The sequence below is a fragment of the Kocuria sp. genome (assembly GCF_030538595.1).
In the GTDB taxonomy this organism is placed as follows: Bacteria; Actinomycetota; Actinomycetes; order Actinomycetales; family Micrococcaceae; genus Kocuria.
In genome coordinates this window covers 115623-133475 of the sequence record NZ_JAUNTS010000009.1, presented here as the reverse complement: position 1 = coordinate 133475, position 17853 = coordinate 115623, and the positions used below count along the sequence as shown (strand labels likewise).

The window sequence follows — 17853 nt, the reverse complement described above, 5'->3', positions numbered from 1 at the left end:
ACAAACCAGTAGAACCAACCACCCACCAACACGGCAGACAACCAGAACCCCGGGGTTTGAGCCCGCTTCTCAGCGAGCCACGGCCAGAAAACTATACCCTACTCCGCCATCCCGTGCAACTAGCTCATGGAGCGCAGCGCAACTGACAGCTACAGAAGTAGTGGAAAGTTTGCCGACCGGCTGGGCCGCCACCGTTGAATTTGTCCTGTTGGACGCCTCTCCGGCTCGCGGCGACAGGTGAATACATTACACAGGCCCACGAGCCTCCGCAAGGCGGGTGCGGGCGATGCCCATCACACCCCACTGCTCTTGGCTGCCGAGCGTCCGAGTTTGGTCGTTTTCGGAGCCAGAAAGCGACCAAACTCGGACGCTCGGCAGCCAAGGGGCAGTCATGGGGTGGGGGGATCCGGCCGTTAGGCGCTCAGGCGCCGTCCGAGCATCCGCTCGCTCGCACCCACCCTGTCCAGGTGGGGCGTGATGCCACCCAGGTAGAAGGGCCAGTTGGCCCCCAGAACCATGCAGACGTCCACATCTTCAGCCCGAGCCACCACACCTTCCTCCAGCATCAGGCCGATTTCCCCGGCAAGGGCATCCTCGACCGACTGGAGCAGTTCTTCTGCGGTGGGGACTTTGGCATCAGACGTATCGGAGAGACCGCCCAGCGTGCTCTTGCGCAGCTCTTCGGCTGCCTCAGTCAAGTAGGTTCCTCCCGCAGTCGCTGGAGTTCCCCGCTGCGGGAGCACGTGTGTCTCCCCCTCCTTGACCACGGCCTCCATCCACGGTGACACATGGAAACGCTCCGGGTAGGCCTGGTGCATGCGCTCCCCCACGTGATGCAGCACGGCGGGCCCCACAAAGTCGAGCAGTTGCAGGGGCGTCATGGGCAGGCCCAAAGGATCCAGCGCGTGATCGGCGGCTTTCGGGTCCATACCTGCATCCAAGGCCACCAACACGGGGTCGAACATGCGCAGCAACAACCGGTTGACCACAAAGCCCGGCGCATCACTGACCCGCACTGCCGTTCGCTTCATGGCTTTGGCCAGATCAAAGGCCGTGGCCAAGGCCTCTTCGGAGGTCTGTTCGGTGGTGATGATTTCCAGCAGGGGCGTGGCATCCACCGGGTTGAACACGTGGAACCCCACAAATCGGCCCGGATTCTCCACCGCCTGGGCCATCTCTGTCACGGACAACGACGACGTATTGGTGGCCAGCACCGCATCCGGCCCCACAATGGTGGCCCAGTGGGAGAGCACTGCCTTCTTGATCTTCATTTCCTCCGGTGTGGCTTCAATCAGGAAGTCCACATCCGCCAGATCGGAGTCCTGCTGCGCACCGGTGACCAGTTCAGTCAAAGCTCGTGCTTGTTCCGGCTTCAGCCTCCCGCGGTCAACCTCCTGCTGGAACTTGTCAGCCACCCACTGCACGCCTTCGGCCAGACGCTGTGCGTCAATGTCCGTGAGGACCACTGGCACCTGCAGGGATCGCGCGAACAGAGCGGCCAGTTGCCGGGCCATGAGACCCGCACCGACGACGGCGACCTTCTTGATCTGGCGCCCGGCAACATCGGGCCGGTCGGGGGTCTTCCGCGACCGTGAGTCCACCAGTTGGAACGTCCGCAGGCTCGCCCTGGCAATGTCGCCGGTGACCAGATCACCAAAGCAGTCGATGGCCGCCTGCCCGTTCTCCACTCGACTCTGAGTGGCAGCGGCTTCAATCAAATCCAGCGCTGCCAAAGGCGCTGGAGCCGCACCGCGCCACACTTTCTGGGCTTTGGAGCGGGCGGCATCCACTGCAGCTTGCCACTGCTGCGCGTGCTCTGCGTCCAATCCAGAGTTGGCATCCGATCCAGGTGCAGTGTCTGCGGCGGACTCCCCCGCGCCGTGTTGTTTGCCTTCGGCTTCCCGGTTCAGCAGCTCAACGACGGCGCTCTGCCAGGCCTCCGTCCAGCCTTCCTGCCCGGGGGCTACTTCAAGGAGCGTGTCCAGCAGACCGATCTCCTGCGCCTTGGCCGGTCTGACGTATCGCCCTTTGAGTGCGTCAAAGGTGATCATGTCAATTGCGGCCTGGGGGCCAATGAGATGCGGCAACAGGTACACACCGCCCCAGCCGGGAAAGAAGCCGAGGCGGCATTCGGGAAGGCCCAACACAGCCCCACCGCGATGACCCACGCGGTGGTCCGCGTGGAGAGCCAGCTCCAGCCCACCGCCCAACGCCTGGCCCGTGATCACGGCAATGGTTGGTACAGAAGCCTCCGCCAGTAGCCCAAACACTTCATGGCCGGCGGTGATAAACGCTTGGCCGTCACCGTTGTTCTGGGCATGACGGATCTCGTCAAGATTGGCCCCGGCACCAAAGGACCGCCTATTGCCGATCACCACCACGGCCTCTACCGCACTTTGCTCAATCCCCGTCAAGGCTTCTTTCAGGTCAGCCAACGCTGCTGAACTCCACAGGATGAGCCCATTGGACAAGGTTGAATCCAGCTGAAGCACCGCCGTGGGGAGTTCGCGTCCGGGAAGGGTCACGTTCTCCACGGAGATGGACACGGTGGATGGAAACTGTGCGCTGGGGGTGGGTGAGGACATCGTCGTCGTACTCCTGGCAGGTGACTGGAAAATTATCTGAGTCAGACGGTATCACTTAGTTTTGTGACCTCACGCACAGTGCGCTGCGGCAAGACGGACAGCGGGCATGGGACGTAGGCTGATTGCTGTGAAGGACCTGCTGCCCTTGGAAACTGAGCGCCTCTACTTTCGGCGTTTCACGGAAGCCGATCTTGAAGAGATGCACTCCTATCAGTCCCGGGAGGATTACGCCCAACATGCTTGGCGCGGACCCCGCACCTGGGAACACTCCTACCGGGTGATCGCCGAACACCGCGGTCCGCGTGCTTTTGTTGGCGACGGCGATTCGGTGCGATACGCCTTTTCCCCCAAGGGCGGAGACGGCGAGTTGTACGGCGAGATTGTGCTGACCCTGGTGGATGCCGAGTCCAAGCAAATAGAGATGGGGTGGGTGGTCAACCCCGCCTACACGGGACAGGGATTGGCCAAGGAAGCAGCGACGGCGGCCATCAGGGCAGTCTTTGAACGGCTGGGAGCCCACCGCGTTTTCGCCCGACTGGATGCCCTCAACGTCAGCTCAGCCAAAGTCTGCGAGCGCCTTGGGATGCGCCGCGAAGCCGAGCTGAAGCAATCTCACTATCAGTTGGGTGAATGGCGCGACGAGTACATCTACGCAATCCTGGCGCACGAACTGCTGGGTCCGGAGGCCGCACAGTCCGTGGCTGAGCAGCCCTGATCCGGGCCTGGCCCAGGGTCAGATCAGACCAAAGTGGGTTGGGCTGATCTGACGCCGGGTTGGGTCACTTCAGGATGCCGACCTGGAAGGGGTACTTGTACGCCTCACCCTTGTTGCCCGCTATGGCGCCCAGGACCCCAAAGACCACCTGGACAATGAAAACAATCATCAGCACCAAACCGGTCAGGGGCATCAGCAGACCCAAGGTCACAATGCCCACGGCCCAGGCTCCGATGCTGACCAGCATGAGCGCAAAGTTGAAATTGAAGGAACCGGCGGCTGCCTGCCGGACCAGGGGATCCTTTTCCTTGAAGATCAGCCACAGCACCAACGGTGCTATGAATCCCGCAAAGCCCGCCGAGAGCAGGTACAGCGCGGGGGCGGCAAGGTGGGTCAGGGTGGCCCACAGGCGGGCATCTTGCGGCTGCATCCCACTGAAGTGATACGGGCCCGACTGGTAACCCCCTTGAGCCCCCTCCCCGTAAGGCCCGGAAGCATTGCCGTACGGCGGAACCCCGTATTTCTGCTGGCCGCCGGCCTGGTATCCAGATTGTTGGCCAGCGCCTTGGTAACCGTACTGCGGCCCACCCGGCTGCTGGCCCGGCTCTGAGCGGCCCGGCTGATAGCCGTACTGCTGATCGCCGGTGGGCTGCTGCCCATGGTGCTGACCACCAGAGGGCTGCTGCCAATACTGCTGCCCGCCGACCGGGGGTTCGTACTGCTGGCCGCCGGTCTGCTGACTTCCCAACTGCGGCTGCCCCGCAGACGGTTCAGCACCTTCTTGCTGGCCCTCGGGTGTCTGGGCAGGCTGCTGCGTTTGGTGCGCGCCGGCGTCGTCGGAATTCGGTTGGGGGTCAAAGTGCGGGGGGCGTGCAGTGGCGTCGTCATTGCTCATGGCGAGCATCTCCTTGATCGTGGATCTGGAAGTCAACGTGCAAACGTCCGAGTGTCTTTACCCACCAGCCTAAGCGCATCCGACACCGCGCCAGAGATTGTGAACGCCTTTTCCAAATCCTCCAGGTGATCCTCCAGGTCCTCGATACCCACCGAAAGCCGGACCAGATCTGTGGGGACAGCCTGCGCGGTTCCCACCACGCTGCCGTGGGTCATCTCCGACGGCCAGCAGATCAGCGACTCCACACCACCCAGGGAAACGGAGAGCTTGTACATCTGGGTGGACTCCGCAAACTGCCTGGCCGCAGCCTCTCCCCCGCGCAATCTGAAGGAGACCATGCCGCCAAATCCGTCCATCTGCCGGGCTGCCAACTGGTGACCGGGGTGATCGGGCAATCCTGGGTAGAGAACCTGAAGCACCTCCGGGCGGTCGTACAACCATCGAGCAATCTGCCCGGCGTTCTCTTGGTGTCTTTGCATCCGCAGGGACAGCGTTTTGAGCCCGCGCGCGGCCAGGTAACTGTCCTGTGGGCCAGCTACGGCACCCCCGGCAAACTGCTGGAAGCCCACCAACTCAGCCAGGGTGGTCCCGGGGGTGAATCCGTGGGCGGGGTCCACGGCCCACTCCCGGTCCGCCACCACCACGGCTCCTCCCAGCACATCCGAATGGCCCCCCACGTATTTGGTGGTGGAATGCACCACCGCATCCGCCCCGTACGCCAGGGGGCGCTGAAGATACGGGGAGGCAAAAGTGTTGTCCACCACCAGCAGGGCATGGTGTTCATGAGCCAGCTCGGCAAGACCCGCCAGATCAGCAATACCAAGCAGGGGGTTGGTGGGAGTTTCCACCCACAGCAACCGGGTTTTGGGGGTGATGGCCTGGCGCACTGCATCCAGGTCCGTGGCATCAACCGGCGTGTGATCAACCTGCCACGGGGCAAGAATCCGGCTGATCAAGCGGTTGGTGCCCCCGTAACCATCAGCGCCCAGCACCACATGATCACCGGGTCGCAACAGCGCACGCAGCAGGGCATCCTCGGCAGCGATTCCAGAAGCGAAAGCAAAACCGCTGGCGCCGCCCTCCAAAGCGGTCAACTGCTGTTCCAGTCCGTTACGGGTTGGGTTGGAACCGCGGGAGTATTCGTGGCCGTCGCGCAGCACATTGATGCCATCCTGCACAAAGGTGGACGTCTGATAGATCGGTGGAATCACGGCCCCCGTCAGACGGTCCGGCTCTTGGCCCGCGTGGACGGCCAGTGTGGTGAAGCCACTCATGCCCCAACCTCCCGGTGTGCAGCGGCCAAGCGGGCCTCGGCCGCTGGAGCCCCCACGTGACTGCTGGCTGCCGCTTGAGGAGCACCGGCAGCGGTTCCGGTCTGACTGCCGCTGGTTCCAAACCGAGCAGCGTTGCTGCGCAGCAAATCGTCCAGAGAGGACTGCAGGTCCGCAATCAAGTCATCCACGGACTCCAACCCCACGGACAGCCGCAGCGTCTCCCAGGTGATGCCACCGGCCAACCGCTGCTCCTCCGTCAGCCGACAGTGAGTCATGGCCGCCGGATGGGCAATCAGTGAGCGGACATCACCAATATTGGCCACCAGCTTGAACAACCGCAGAGAATCAACAAACGCGGGGACACAGTCGCGGGCGCAATTCAGTTCAAAAGCAAACACCGAACCCGTGCCCAGCGGATAATCCCGCAGGGCGATTTCCCGGTCCGGGGAGGAATCCACCGCCGGGTGATGAACGCTGCGCACTGCGGGATGCGACTCCAGGAACCGAGCAATGAGTGCGGCGGACTCCGTGTGGCGGCGAATCCGCAGATCCAGAGTTTCCAGACCCTGAATGATCTGAGATGCGTTGAACGGGGACAAGGTCAAGCCCAGGTCATGGACAAACTTGGCTCGGCACAGGTGCAGGAAAGGTGAGCCGCCGCGGCATTTCTCCACCAGGCTCACGTGCCCCCAGCGCTCGCGGGGTTGGGTGAATTGCGGCCAGCGCTGCGGCTCCTTCTCCCAGTCAAATCCCCCGGAGTCCACGATCACACCGGCCAATGCGGTCCCGTGACCGCCAAAAAACTTGGTGGCTGAATGCACCACGATGTCTGCGCCGTGCTCAAACGGCCGATAGAGCACGGAGGTGGCCAGCGTGTTGTCCACCACCACAGGAACCCCCGCTGCGTGCGCCACGTGCGAGATGGCGTCAAGGTCCGCCAAGGTGGACAGCGGGTTACCAATCGACTCCAGGAAAAAGCCGCGGGTCTGCGGTGTTACGGCCTGCTCCCACGCGGAAGCGTCCGTGGGGTCAACGTACGTGACCGTGACACCGAGATCCGCCAGCGTGTCCCCCAGGAGATCAACGGTGCCGCCATAGATTTTTTCCGAAACCACCAGGTGCTTTCCGGGACCCGTGCTCACCAGTGCCAACAGGGCAGCTGCCACCGCGGACTGCCCGGAACCCAGTGCCAGCCCAGCAATGCCACCTTCCAGGTCTGCCGCCCGAGCCTCCAACACTGCAACGGTGGGATTGCCGGTCCGCGAATACGTGAACCCCGGTTGCGTTTGAGCAAACATGGCGGCCGCAGAGGCATGGTCTGGAAATTCAAAAGCAGAGGATTGGTAGATCGGGACGGGCAACGTGGCCTGGGTGGGGGCGTCAGCGGAACCTGCACGGCCGGCATGAATCTGCCGCGTGGCCAATGAGGACGAACCGTTGATGTCTGCCGATGGTGCCAGAGTCATCTGGAAACTCCATGGGGTGAGGTGCTCTTGACCTGCACGGTTACCCACGGGAATGTTCGTGCACTGCGGGCGTAGCAGGCCGCTTCGTCATCCGAACCACCCGTGAACATGGGGTTGGTGTGCGATCAAGTCGGAGCTTGGCGAACGCATCTCGTGAAGCTCCGCCAGATTAGCCCACGTCAGTGGCGCCGCGCCAGCGCGCACGCCAAGAGATGGCCACAGCCCGCCATGGCGCGCGTAACACTACGACGGCGCCCACGTAACTCACCGCTCCACCGACCACCAACCACGGGGTGAGCAAGTATCGAATTTCCAGTACCGCAGGGATCACCACCAGACCCGCAGCCAGAAGTACAGCAGACCAGGATCGGGGTGTTGTGTGGCCCGCTGGGAGGACCGCAGTGGCTTCAACCGGTCCCACCAGACGAACCACCAGCAGTACCGCCAACCAGCAGATCCCCGCAATGGGGACACGCCACCACCACCACGCTGCGCTTGGCACAGCAGGCTGGGGCCCGTCCAGCAGCCACCACACAGCGGTGACGCACACGATGACCGGGAGGTGCCACAGATACAGCGAAACCGGTCGGGCACCAATCAACCAGGCCGAACCCTGCGCGGGCCGCAATGTCATCACTGCACGCAAAGCCGGAGTCAGAACTTGCAGCAAACAGGCCTGCCCCAGTCCCAGCAGGAACAAGGTCAGCGTGGGTGGATTCAAATTGGTCAGCATGTCCCGTGACCAGGCAGGAAAAGAAGTCAGCACGGCGAGGCCCGCGTAACTGGCGGCTGCCAGGAGAAGCAGGCCCCACAGAGGGCACCGGGCAAAAGCCCCGTCCGCCCGGAAATAGCCCAGCTGATGGATCGCCAGCCAGATGGGAGCCAACCCCAGCAGCCCCCACCACGGCTCATCCAGCGCAATGCGCAGCACCTCCACCGCTGCTCCTGCAGCCACCAACAACCCCAGGGTGAGCAGGGGACGGGATCGGTGGGCCGCGACTGTGAACGGAACCGCCATCACGCACAGCGTGTAAGCACCCAGAAACCACAAGTGCATACCGATCCCGGGCAGGGCCGCATCCACATACTCCGGCGGGGCGCCGGCCACCCGCGCCAGGAGATAGACCACTGCCAGAAACACCCACAGCAACGCCGCCGGCTGCGCCAGTTTCAGCACACGAGCTGCCACCCAAGCAGTCTCACCCGCCCCGCCGGTCCCGCCACCCCCTTTGGCCGTGACTCTGTTCCAGGAAACGGCGGAGGCATAACCACCCACCACAAAAAACAGCGGCATGATCTGCACCATCCACGTGACCCACCAGAACCACGGATACTGCGTGGGGACCATGACGTTGGTCACGTGCCCGGAGACCGGATCGGTCATCAGGGTCACCAGGAGAATGTGTGCGCAGACCACAAAAGCCAGAGCGGCCACCCGGGCGGCATCCACTGCAACGTCACGCTGATCACCCTGCCCCACCCCCGGCCGGACCATCCACCACGCCCCCTTTCTCAGACCCCTGCACCCTGATGACTCCTGCAACTCCTGCGACCACAAGCACCCGGTCACGGGCATGAGTCTGCCAAACAGTGAAGGCCCACACGCCTGCGAGCCAGTGTGTGACAACGGCAATGCAGTCACCCTCATCTGCACTGATCAGACGGCTTATTACTAATTGGTAGTTGTCATGTCAACATGTGCGGTAATTCACCCGACACCAGCCCTGTACGGAACGCGGGCGGTGGCCTAGCCTTGGATTGGGTTCCGATCAACAACGGAGTCGACACACACCCCAATTACCGCATCTGCGGAAAGCACGACGCCCACCCGCAACACCGATCCCCCACGGAGTCGAAACGATGCCCACCTCCGCCCAACGCCTTGGACGGCTTGGCTCGCCGAACCAGCGCCCCACCGCGTTGCGGACGCCAACGTGCCAACAGTGCACCACGGACTACTACCTGAAGTTCATGGCTATTGTGCCCACGGGGATCGCCACCGCAGCTGCACCAGAGCGCCGCTCGGGCTTGACTGCTTTCCGCACCCTCCTGAACAAGCTGCGTCACGGTGCACGCACCGTGGCATCCGGCGGACACGTCAAATACTTTTGCCAGAAGTGCGGGACTTTCCACCACCACGAATTCCCCCAGGGTTGGGAGCCCACAACCCGTGAGCCGAGTCCCAGCGACTTTGAACAGCTACCCACCCTCTACGTGGGCCCCGGGGAGTCCAGGCAAGCCCGTGACATCAATGAAGTGATGGTGCGCGTTCGGCAGAGGCGATCCGTGGCCTCCTGAAACCGCACGTGCTGGGGCACAAACCGCTGCACCCGCGCCACCGTCTGCCAGAATTGGCACGGGCGGGACATTGAAGTGCGATCAGCGCAGAATCCCGTCCGGATGACTCACGCACAACTTGTGTGACGCGGCGGCAGAAACGGAGACCAAGTGAAGATCGCAATCCTGGGTGGAGACGGATTCTGCGGCTGGCCGGCGGCCCTACATCTGTCCAACCAGGGGCACGATGTCACCATCGTGGACAACTTCTCCCGCCGTCAGATAGATGACGAATTGGGTGCACAATCCCTGACGCCCATTCGGTCCCTGCCGGACCGCCTGCAGGCATGGCGGGAGGTCACAGGTCACCAGATTCAAGCGGTCACCCTGGATGTGGCCCAGGACTACGACGCACTGTTGGAGTTGCTGCGTGAGCAGCGTCCTGATGCCGTGGTGCACTTTGCCGAACAGCGTGCAGCCCCCTACTCCATGAAGTCTGCGCGCACCAAGCGCTACACCGTGGACAACAACGTCAACGCCACCCACAACCTCCTGGCAGCCATTGTGGAGGCTGACCAGGACATCCACGTGGTGCATTTGGGCACCATGGGGGTCTACGGCTACGGCACGGCCGGGATGAAAATTCCGGAAGGTTATTTGGATGTGGAGATCCCGCAGGACGAACGGGACAACATAGAGACTCAGATCCTCTACCCCACCAACCCCGGCTCGATCTATCACATGACCAAGTCCCTGGATCAGCTGCTTTTTGCCTTCTACGCCAAGAACGACCGTGTCCGGGTCACAGACCTGCACCAGGGCATCATCTGGGGCACCAACACAGCAGAGACCCTGTTGGACGAACGCCTGATCAACCGGTTTGATTACGACGGCGACTACGGCACCGTGCTCAATCGGTTCCTGATGCAAGCAGCCGTGGGCTACCCGCTGACCGTGCACGGAACGGGTGGACAGACGCGCGCGTTCATCCACGTCCAAGACATGGTCCGGTGCGTGGAAATTGCGCTCAGCAACCCGCCCACCGTAGGGGATCGGGTGATGATCCTGAATCAAATGACGGAAACACACCGGGTACGTGACCTTGCCGAGCTGGTGGGTCGAATCTCCGGCGCCACCGTGGAGATGGTGCCCAACCCGCGGCAGGAGTCCGCGGAAAATGATCTGCATGTCTCCAATGACACGTTCCTGGACCTGGGGCTGGAGCCCACCACGCTTTCTGAGGGGTTGCTGCTGGAGGTCGAGGACACTGCCCGGCGTTACGCGCACCGCGCCGATTTGGCCAAGATCCCCGCGACTTCCTTGTGGAACCGGCGGACCCATGCGGGAGTACCTGCTTCTTTGAACCACCCGGCGGCTGCCGAGGGCACAACTGACCAGCCCACACCGGATCACGGAAACTGAGCCACCCGGTGCGCATTGCCCTCTACACAGAGGTCTTCCTACCCAAAATCGACGGTGTGGTCACCCGGATTCTGCGCTCTTTGGAGCAGTTGGAAGCCCTGGGCCATGAAGTTGTGGTTTTTGCCCCCGGCAATCCTCCGTCCAGCCATGCCGGGCACACCGTGGTGCCAGTCCGCTCGGTATCCTTCAAACCCTGGTATCCGGAGATCAAGTTGGGGCTGCCCACTGCCCGGATTGCCACCACCATGGCCGATTTCCGGCCTGACCTTGTGCACGCCGTGAACCCCGTCTGGCTGGCCGCCTACGGTGTGCTGGCAGCGCGGCGCCGTGACCTTCCGCTGCTGTCCTCTTTCCACACCGATGTGCCGCATTACGCGGATGCCTTGGGCCTGCACATGCTGCGCCACCCATCCGAAACCTGGCTGCGCTGGCTGCACAATCAGTCCGAGGTCAATTTGTGCACCTCCGGCCCCATGGTGGAGCGGGCACGTTCGGTGGGGGTGCGTGACGTCGATTTGTGGCCCAAGGCCGTGGACACCGTCACCTACCACCCATCCCGGGCGGACAGGGCGTTGCGCAACCGCCTGACCAACGGGAATCCAACGGATCCGCTGATCGTGTACGTGGGCCGGGTGTCCAAAGAAAAAAACCTGGACCAGTTGATTGAACCCATGCGTCGGCTGCCCGGTGCCCGCCTGGCGATTGTGGGGTCGGGCCCCCACAAGGAGCATCTGGAAAAGCAGTTTGCCGGTACCAATACGGTGTTCACGGGCTACATGTCCGGTGCCGAATTGGCCGCGGCTTATGCCTCAGCGGATATTTTTGCGTTTCCCTCCCAGTCGGAAACGCTAGGGTTGGTGGCTCTGGAGGCTTTTGCCTCCGGGGTGCCCGTGGTGGGAGCCCGGGCCGGAGGCATCCCCTTTGTGATTGACGACGGCGAAACCGGGTTTCTGGTGCAACCCGGAGATGCCGATGATCTCACGCAGCGCTTGCGCCAGCTGGTGGAGGACCCCCACCTGCGGGCCCGCATGGGTGCTGCGGCACGCGCGGAGGCTGTTAAGCACTCCTGGGAGACTTCAACTCGTAAGCTGGTTGACTATTACCAGTTGGCCATCAGCCGGCACCAGCAGCGCCATGTCCCTCCAGGTCCTTTCCTGAAGACTTTTGGGGCTGCGGAGTACCGGAAGGTGCGGCTACCGCGGCGTCGTCGCGGATAGCTGTCAAAGCTCCTGGTCCGGCATGAACCCGGTGCGGGCAGCACCGGGGAGGGGGTTCACATGGTTGCGCAGGCAGCTAAGACCAAGGTACGGCTGGCTTTTGGTGCGGTGGTGGCCCTCACCGTGACGGGATGTGGTGGGGGACAGGATTCAGCGGAGGACCCGTATCCATCCTCCCTGACCACCGCAGAGGCAATCGAAGACGATGTGCAGTTCCGCCCCATTCCCGCCACGTGCCTGGTGGAGCCCAGCGGGGATGGGCTCACCGCGGAGCAGGTCCAGGAAGCACAGGAAACTGACAGCGATCTTGTGGCCCCGTGGTTGGCCGGGCAGGATGACCAAAACCTGGAGGAGGCCCTCCAAACCGCGGTGCAAGGGGCGCAAGGAGATCTGGACACGGACATTGGTGTGGTGGTGCTGAACCGCAGCACGGGTGAGCAATTGCAGATCAATCAAGATTCTCGGGTCCAAGCCGCCAGCCTTTCCAAGGTGAGCGTGGCGTTGAGCTTCATGCGTCATCTCAAAGAAACCGATGAGGAGCTCACCCCTGTGGACAGCGGACTGCTGGAAGACTCCCTGGCCAACAGCGGCAACGAATCCACCGCTGCCCTGTTTGAACGCCTGGGTGAGGACGATCAAATGGCTACCGATTACCTCACCGAGACGTATCGGATGCTGGGTGCCACGGAGACAACCCTCCAGCTGGGGTGGGGAACAGAATCCACCACGGCCGCTGATCTCAGCGCCGTGCTGGATGCCCTCACCGACACCCCTGACTGGGTCCGGGCGCAGGACATGGACGTGATCCGCGAATACCTTGACCCGGCCCAGGGCTACGACAGCTACACCCAAGATTTTGGGGTGGGGGTTCTGGCCCGTGCCGACCGCGTGCCACCCGAGCTCGATGTGCAAGAAGTAGCGGTGAAAAACGGATGGCTGCCCGGGGACGACGACCGCTGGAACGTGGGCACCATGGGTCAGGCCACCATCAACGGAGAGGTCCACGACATTGTGATCACCACCTACGGTGCACCGAATGCCGAATGCGGCTACGCCCTACTGGATGACTTGGTGCTCATGACTGCGCGCAAAGCATCCTGATGGCGTAGTCCTCTAGGCGGTACCTGCCGCAGTGGGGGTGGTGGCATCACGTACCTCACCCACCAGTTCCTCCAACACATCTTCCAACGCCACAATGGCGGGCTGACCGCTGTCCGATTGAGGCCCATCCACCAACGCCAGATGAGCGTTGTTGGCCTGCATCCGCCGCATGACGTTTTGCAGCTTGGCTCCTTCCGGAACACGGCCCAGCGGGTGCAAGATGCTGCGATCGAACGGCTGATCCCGCTGCGCTGCAGCCACACCCAGAACATCCTTGGTGTGGATATAGCCCTGTAGACGGCCATCCGGGCCCACCACGGGAAAGCGCGAGAACCCGGTGTCCGCAGTCATCTGCTCAATCTCAGCATTGGTGGCTGCATGGTCAATGGTGCGAATCCGGCTGAAGGGGATGGCAACATCCGCTGCCGTCAGAGCCTCAAACTGCAGAGCACCGGTGAGCAACCGGATTTCATCCGCATCCAGAAGGCCCACGCGGCCGGACTCGGCCACAAAACCCGCCACCTCATCGGAAGTGAAGGCAGATGCCACCTCATCCTTGGGAGTTGCCCGCAGGATGTAACGCACCACCAGGTTGGCCAGGCTGTTCATCAGCCAGATCACGGGGCGCAGCACCACCACAAAGATCCGCAGCACGGGCCCCAGTAGCAACGCGGAAGCCGCAGGCTGTGCAATGGCAATGTTCTTGGGAACCATCTCCCCGATCACCATGTGCAAGAAAGTGACCACCAACAAAGCAATCACCAGGGCGATGGGATGCACCAGGAAACCAGGTACTCCCATGGCTTCAAAAGCCGGCTCAATCATGTGCGCAATGGCGGGTTCACCAACGGAGCCGATCAACAACGAACAGGCTGTGATTCCCAACTGGGTGGCGGCCAAGGACGTTGAAACGTCCTCGATTCCCTTCAGCGCGGAGCGCGCGGAGCGGGAACCGTCCGCTGCCCTGGGCTCCAGCTGATCACGGCGGGCGGAGACCATGGCGAATTCGGCGCCCACAAAAAAGGCGTTGCCCAACAGCAGCAGGAGCAGTACCAGGATGGCCGTGGCGTCATTCATCGCGCATCCTCCCGGTCGGTGTCCGTCATCTCCGGGTCCTCGACCGTTTCATACTGCACCGGGGGCTCATCCGAGTCTTCATCCTCCGCCGGTTGCGGCAACCGATCCACGATCACCCGCTCCACGCGGTACTGGTCCATGGCACCCACTCGCAGAGACAGGCGTCCCTGGGTGGGGAGATCGTCGTCGTCGCGGTGTTCGTGGTCGGTGCCGTCAATCACCACTTCATCCCCGACTTCCGGGAGGCGGTCCAACATCTCGCCGATCAAGCCACCCAGGGTGTCAGTTTCCTCCCCTTCCGGGAGGTCCAGTTTGACAATGTCACCCAGTTCATCCGGGCGCAGCAACCCCGAGACCACAATGGAGCCATCCGGACGACGCCGGAACTTGGACAGTGTGGTGTCTTGTTCGTCATCAATCTCCCCCACGATCTCCTCAATGAGATCTTCCAGGGTTACGATTCCAGCGGTTCCGCCGTATTCATCCACCACAATGGCAATCTGCAGACCGGGCTGACGCAGTTCACGCAGCAGCGGGTCCAAGGTCATGGATTCAGAGACCACGGTGGCTTCACGGGCAATGCTGTGCGCGGAGGTGCTGACACGCTGCTCCAGCGGAACGCTGAGAGCGTCCTTGAAGTGGACCACTCCCACAATGTCATCCACGCTGTCACCCATCACGGGATACCGAGCGTGACCCGTGCGCGCAGTCAGGTCCAGAACATCCTGGACGGACTCCTCCTCCACAAAGGTGACCCGCGGGCGGGGCATCATCACATCCGCTGCGGTGCGGTCACCGAACTCAATGGACCGCGCCACCAACTCAGCGGTCCCGGCATCCAACGTGCCTTCCTCCCCCGAGCGGGAAACCACGGAAGCCAGTTCCTCCGCCGTACGGGCGTTGGCCACTTCCTCCTTGGGATCAAAGCCGAGCATGCGCAAAATCCAGTTGGCTGAGGAGTTCAGAACGTGAACCAACCAGCCGAACAGGAACATGAAAATGTTTTGCGGGCGAACCACCAGGCGTGAGACCTTGACGGGTTCAGCAATGGCCCAGTTCTTGGGCACCAGCTCACCAAAAACCATCTGCGTGAAAGTCACCAGCACAAAGGCACCGGTGGTGCCGATGGCCGTCACCAAAGTGTCTGAGAGCCCCGTGATACCCAGGCCCTCCGTGAGCAAAACACCCACTGAGGGGGCGGTGAGAAAACCCGCCACCAAGCTGGAGACCGTGATACCCAGCTGGGCCCCGGAAAGATTGGTGGAAGTCCGGGTCAAGGCTTTGTCCACGGCCGCAGCAAGCTTGTCCCCGTCCTGAATCCGCTCCCGCACTGTATTGCGATTGACGGTCAGGTAGGCGAACTCCACGGCCACAAAGATGGCGTTGACAAAAACCAGAAGGAGAACCACCGCGGTCAGCAGTAACGCTGAACCCAGAACACTCACCGGGTCATCACCACCGGGAGGTCAAAACGTAAGGACTGGGAGGAGTTGCGCAAAGCGCAACTTCGATACTCCGCATCTTCCGGCGCGGTCACACGGCGAGCGCCGGGAACCGTCCGGGACGTGTCATGAGGCATGGAGCCAAGTGTAAGGGGTAACAACGTTCACTTTCGATGATGCGTTCATCACGTGAGAAAACCGTATGACTGGTGCTGCGGCGTCGTGAATGGATGGGGGTGTCTGGGGGCTCAGACGCCCCAAAGGCGGCGGACCGGGTGGTCCGCCGCCTTTGGGCAGGACATCTGAGAAGTGCTCAGATCTCAGGCGCGATCACGCGCCGGGGTGGGCGGCCACTTCAGTGGCCAACCCGTTTTCACCGAACTCAGGCGAAAGTGGCGTAGTAGTCAACGCTCATGGCGGAGACCGGGTGCACCTGGGTGCCCTGGCCCGGGTTCAGAGCGGAGATCATCTGGCCGTTGCCCAGGTAGATACCAACGTGGCTGCCGCCGTTCTGGATGACCAGATCGCCGGGCTGCGGGTTGGAGGTGGGGGTGCCGGCTTGGCCCTGGGCGGAAGCGATACGGGGCAGCTGGATGCCGTGCTGGGCGTAGACGTACTGGGTGAAGCCGGAGCAGTCCCAGCCACCCGGGGTGGTGCCACCCCAGACGTAGGGGGCACCCACGAAGGACTGGGCGGTGCCGGCGATGCCGCCGGTGTTGGCCACAGACTGGGTGGAAACGCCGGAAGCCTGAGCAGCCGGGGCTTCAGCAGCGGGAGCCTGGTAAGAGGTGGAAGCTGCCGGAGCGGCGGAAGTGGCGCCGTTTCCGTAGGTGTAGGTGGTGTTGCCGTTGGCGTCCGTGCTCCAGGAGTAGTTCCAGCCGGAAGCCTCAGCGGCGGAGTAGTCGAAGCTCGTGGTGTTCGAGGGGACGGTGCCGTTGGTGGTGGCGCCGGGAACCTCAGCGTAAGCGGAAGCCGGGGCGATGGTGGCTGCGGTGGCGATACCGGCTACAGCGATACCCAGGCCGGCGCGGCGAGCAACAGTCTTGACGTTCTGCATTGGTTTTCCTCCAGATTGCCTGCGGGGTGAGCTGTCGGGTTCGGTTCGGAGTAAACCGGCCGAGGCTCAGCGGGTGGACAGCCTCGGCTTCACCCCAAGTCCCGTTCTGTGATTCAGAATCGGGACGGGAAGTGGGTCCCTCGCTCCTGCCATGTCCGTGTTCGGGATCAACACCGGGGAGCGACAGGATGCGGCATCTGCCCCGGCGGTGCCGCCCGTTCGAGTGGCACGACGAAAACCATAACGAACAGATCACGGATTGTCACGAACAAATAACGTTGAAGTGCGTTCCAGGGACCTGATTTACCCCCGCACCAGCCTGTCCGGGATGCCAAATGGCTACATTTACCCATGTCAGAGCCTTTTGGTGCGAGTTCTTGTACCCACATGTGTGGGATCGCTTACATCACGACTTCATCACGGCGAGCCTGTTACACGATCACGCCAGGGCAGATACACACAGTTCCGGGCATGGACTCAACGGCAGAACGGGCATGCCCGACGCCTCCGACCCTTTTACTGCGCAAACCAAGAGCGGAGTCCGCTAACCGCGGGCTTTGGTGACCGTGGAGTGGAAACCCTCTATGTGCTCCCGCAGCAATCTGGCCGCAGCCACCGGATCTCCTGATTCAAAAGCGCCCAGAATGGCCCAGTGCTCCCGTTGCAGCCGCTCGCGCAACGCAGACCAGTCCGGGACATCAGCCACGGACTGCTCCACGTAACCGATCACGGCATCCCGGAGGGACTGCATCACGGTGGTCAGCACCACGTTGCCCCCCAGAGAGGTCAGGTCCACATGGAATCGCGCATCCAGATCATGGAAGCGGGCATTGTCAATGGTGGGGCTGTCCATCTCCTGCAGATACTCGCGTGCCCGTTGCAGAACCTGCGCACGGTGCGAGTCCCCCTCCACCGGAACTGCCGCCAAGGCGGACTGGGTTTCCAGCAACACTCGCATGGCCACCACATCCGCCATGGGCAATGCCTTGGTGGCCACGTGCATCCGCAACGCCCAAGACAGGGCCGCGGAGGGCTCAGAGACAACGACGGCGCCGGCCTTCGGCCCGGAGCCCGTCCCCGAGCGAACCAGCCCCATGGCAACCAGCACGCGGATGGCCTCCCTGACGGAGGCCCGGGACATGGCGAACTGTTCCGCCAGGGCGCGCTCCCCCGGAAGTTTCTGCCCCACCACCAAGGCACCGGAGCTCAGCTGAGTTTCCACCCAGGCCAAGATCTCCGTGTACGTGGGGGCATGTTCTTTACTGCGACCGTGCCCGGCCCCCACCCCCGCTTCACCGAGCGCAGGTGGGGACACCGGGTTCACG

The 17853-nt window shown here is 62.6% G+C and carries 15 protein-coding genes and 2 riboswitches; of the genes, 5 read left to right on the top strand and 10 right to left on the bottom strand.

Translation table 11 applies throughout. The annotated features are described in order from the left end of the window. Window positions 1-413 precede the first annotated feature (413 nt). Window positions 414-2585: a 3-hydroxyacyl-CoA dehydrogenase NAD-binding domain-containing protein gene (locus Q4G32_RS09305; RefSeq protein WP_303350914.1), complete on the bottom strand. Its 2172-nt coding sequence runs from the start codon at window positions 2583-2585 to the stop codon at window positions 414-416. A 106-nt stretch (window positions 2586-2691) separates the two neighbouring features. Between Q4G32_RS09305 and Q4G32_RS09300 the strand changes: the two genes are divergently transcribed. Beyond that, a complete protein-coding gene (locus tag Q4G32_RS09300; RefSeq protein ID WP_303350912.1) occupies window positions 2692-3300 on the top strand; it encodes a GNAT family N-acetyltransferase in 609 nt (202 codons plus the stop codon). Window positions 3301-3364: 64 nt separating this feature from the next. Here the strand turns inward: Q4G32_RS09300 and Q4G32_RS09295 are convergent, their stop codons facing one another. The 4 genes from Q4G32_RS09295 to Q4G32_RS09280 form a co-directional block, all read right to left on the bottom strand. Next, on the bottom strand, window positions 3365-4195 hold the full coding sequence (locus tag Q4G32_RS09295) for a DUF4870 domain-containing protein (RefSeq protein WP_303350911.1): 831 nt from the start codon (window positions 4193-4195) through the stop codon (window positions 3365-3367). Window positions 4196-4227: 32 nt separating this feature from the next. Then, complete coding sequence (locus Q4G32_RS09290) at window positions 4228-5469, bottom strand: cystathionine gamma-synthase (RefSeq protein ID WP_303350910.1); 1242 nt, start codon at window positions 5467-5469, stop codon at window positions 4228-4230. Then, a complete protein-coding gene (locus Q4G32_RS09285) occupies window positions 5466-6935 on the bottom strand; it encodes an O-acetylhomoserine aminocarboxypropyltransferase/cysteine synthase family protein (RefSeq protein WP_303350909.1) in 1470 nt (489 codons plus the stop codon). Before Q4G32_RS09285 ends, Q4G32_RS09290 begins: the two co-directional genes overlap by 4 nt. Before the next feature lie 49 nt (window positions 6936-6984). Further along, a riboswitch (SAM riboswitch) is annotated at window positions 6985-7094 on the bottom strand. Window positions 7095-7104: 10 nt separating this feature from the next. Further along, window positions 7105-8430, bottom strand: a complete 1326-nt coding sequence (locus Q4G32_RS09280; RefSeq protein WP_303350907.1) for an acyltransferase family protein — start codon at window positions 8428-8430, stop codon at window positions 7105-7107. Window positions 8431-8795: 365 nt separating this feature from the next. Between Q4G32_RS09280 and Q4G32_RS09275 the strand changes: the two genes are divergently transcribed. The 4 genes from Q4G32_RS09275 (at window position 8796) to Q4G32_RS09260 (ending at window position 12952) form a co-directional block, all read left to right on the top strand. Then, the gene (locus tag Q4G32_RS09275; protein WP_303350905.1) at window positions 8796-9233 is read left to right on the top strand and encodes a hypothetical protein; all 438 of its coding nucleotides are present in this window, start codon (window positions 8796-8798) and stop codon (window positions 9231-9233) included. 150 nt (window positions 9234-9383) lie between these two features. Next, window positions 9384-10634, top strand: a complete 1251-nt coding sequence (locus Q4G32_RS09270) for an NAD-dependent epimerase/dehydratase family protein (RefSeq protein WP_303350903.1) — start codon at window positions 9384-9386, stop codon at window positions 10632-10634. Window positions 10635-10642: 8 nt separating this feature from the next. Beyond that, window positions 10643-11851 carry a glycosyltransferase family 4 protein gene (locus Q4G32_RS09265; protein WP_303350901.1) on the top strand — a complete coding sequence of 403 codons (1209 nt, stop codon included), beginning with the start codon at window positions 10643-10645 and terminating at the stop codon, window positions 11849-11851. 60 nt (window positions 11852-11911) lie between these two features. After that, window positions 11912-12952 (top strand): serine hydrolase, encoded by a 1041-nt coding sequence (locus Q4G32_RS09260; RefSeq protein ID WP_303350899.1) that lies wholly within the window; start codon window positions 11912-11914, stop codon window positions 12950-12952. Window positions 12953-12964: 12 nt separating this feature from the next. On the opposite strand, the gene Q4G32_RS09255 is transcribed toward Q4G32_RS09260, so the two are convergent. The 5 genes from Q4G32_RS09255 to Q4G32_RS09235 all read right to left on the bottom strand — a co-directional run bounded on the left by Q4G32_RS09255 (window position 12965) and on the right by Q4G32_RS09235 (window position 17852). Further along, on the bottom strand, window positions 12965-14029 hold the full coding sequence (locus Q4G32_RS09255) for a hemolysin family protein (protein WP_303350898.1): 1065 nt from the start codon (window positions 14027-14029) through the stop codon (window positions 12965-12967). After that, entirely contained in the window at window positions 14026-15474 is a 1449-nt protein-coding gene (locus tag Q4G32_RS09250; RefSeq protein WP_303350896.1) for a hemolysin family protein, read from the bottom strand. Before Q4G32_RS09250 ends, Q4G32_RS09255 begins: the two co-directional genes overlap by 4 nt. Further along, complete coding sequence (locus Q4G32_RS09245; protein WP_303350894.1) at window positions 15471-15608, bottom strand: hypothetical protein; 138 nt, start codon at window positions 15606-15608, stop codon at window positions 15471-15473. The genes Q4G32_RS09250 and Q4G32_RS09245 overlap by 4 nt, the downstream gene beginning before the upstream one ends. A 245-nt stretch (window positions 15609-15853) precedes the next feature. After that, window positions 15854-16528: a C40 family peptidase gene (locus Q4G32_RS09240; protein ID WP_303350892.1), complete on the bottom strand. Its 675-nt coding sequence runs from the start codon at window positions 16526-16528 to the stop codon at window positions 15854-15856. A gap of 1 nt (window position 16529) precedes the next feature. Beyond that, window positions 16530-16705: riboswitch (cyclic di-AMP (ydaO/yuaA leader) on the bottom strand. Window positions 16706-17072: 367 nt separating this feature from the next. Continuing rightward, window positions 17073-17852, bottom strand: a complete 780-nt coding sequence (locus tag Q4G32_RS09235) for a FadR/GntR family transcriptional regulator (protein WP_368660384.1) — start codon at window positions 17850-17852, stop codon at window positions 17073-17075. Window position 17853 lies beyond the last annotated feature (1 nt).

Excerpts from the sequence above, each read along its gene's own strand:
- Q4G32_RS09305 (WP_303350914.1), bottom strand. The coding sequence starts at position 2,585 with ATGTCCTCACCCACCCCCAGCGCACAGTTTCCATCCACCGTGTCCATC.
- Q4G32_RS09300 (WP_303350912.1), top strand. The coding sequence starts at position 2,692 with ATGGGACGTAGGCTGATTGCTGTGAAGGACCTGCTGCCCTTGGAAACT.
- Q4G32_RS09295 (WP_303350911.1), bottom strand. The coding sequence starts at position 4,195 with ATGAGCAATGACGACGCCACTGCACGCCCCCCGCACTTTGACCCCCAA.
- Q4G32_RS09290 (WP_303350910.1), bottom strand. The coding sequence starts at position 5,469 with ATGAGTGGCTTCACCACACTGGCCGTCCACGCGGGCCAAGAGCCGGAC.
- Q4G32_RS09285 (WP_303350909.1), bottom strand. The coding sequence starts at position 6,935 with ATGACTCTGGCACCATCGGCAGACATCAACGGTTCGTCCTCATTGGCC.
- Q4G32_RS09280 (WP_303350907.1), bottom strand. The coding sequence starts at position 8,430 with ATGGTCCGGCCGGGGGTGGGGCAGGGTGATCAGCGTGACGTTGCAGTG.
- Q4G32_RS09275 (WP_303350905.1), top strand. The coding sequence starts at position 8,796 with ATGCCCACCTCCGCCCAACGCCTTGGACGGCTTGGCTCGCCGAACCAG.
- Q4G32_RS09260 (WP_303350899.1), top strand. The coding sequence starts at position 11,912 with ATGGTTGCGCAGGCAGCTAAGACCAAGGTACGGCTGGCTTTTGGTGCG.
- Q4G32_RS09255 (WP_303350898.1), bottom strand. The coding sequence starts at position 14,029 with ATGAATGACGCCACGGCCATCCTGGTACTGCTCCTGCTGCTGTTGGGC.
- Q4G32_RS09245 (WP_303350894.1), bottom strand. The coding sequence starts at position 15,608 with ATGCCTCATGACACGTCCCGGACGGTTCCCGGCGCTCGCCGTGTGACC.
- Q4G32_RS09240 (WP_303350892.1), bottom strand. The coding sequence starts at position 16,528 with ATGCAGAACGTCAAGACTGTTGCTCGCCGCGCCGGCCTGGGTATCGCT.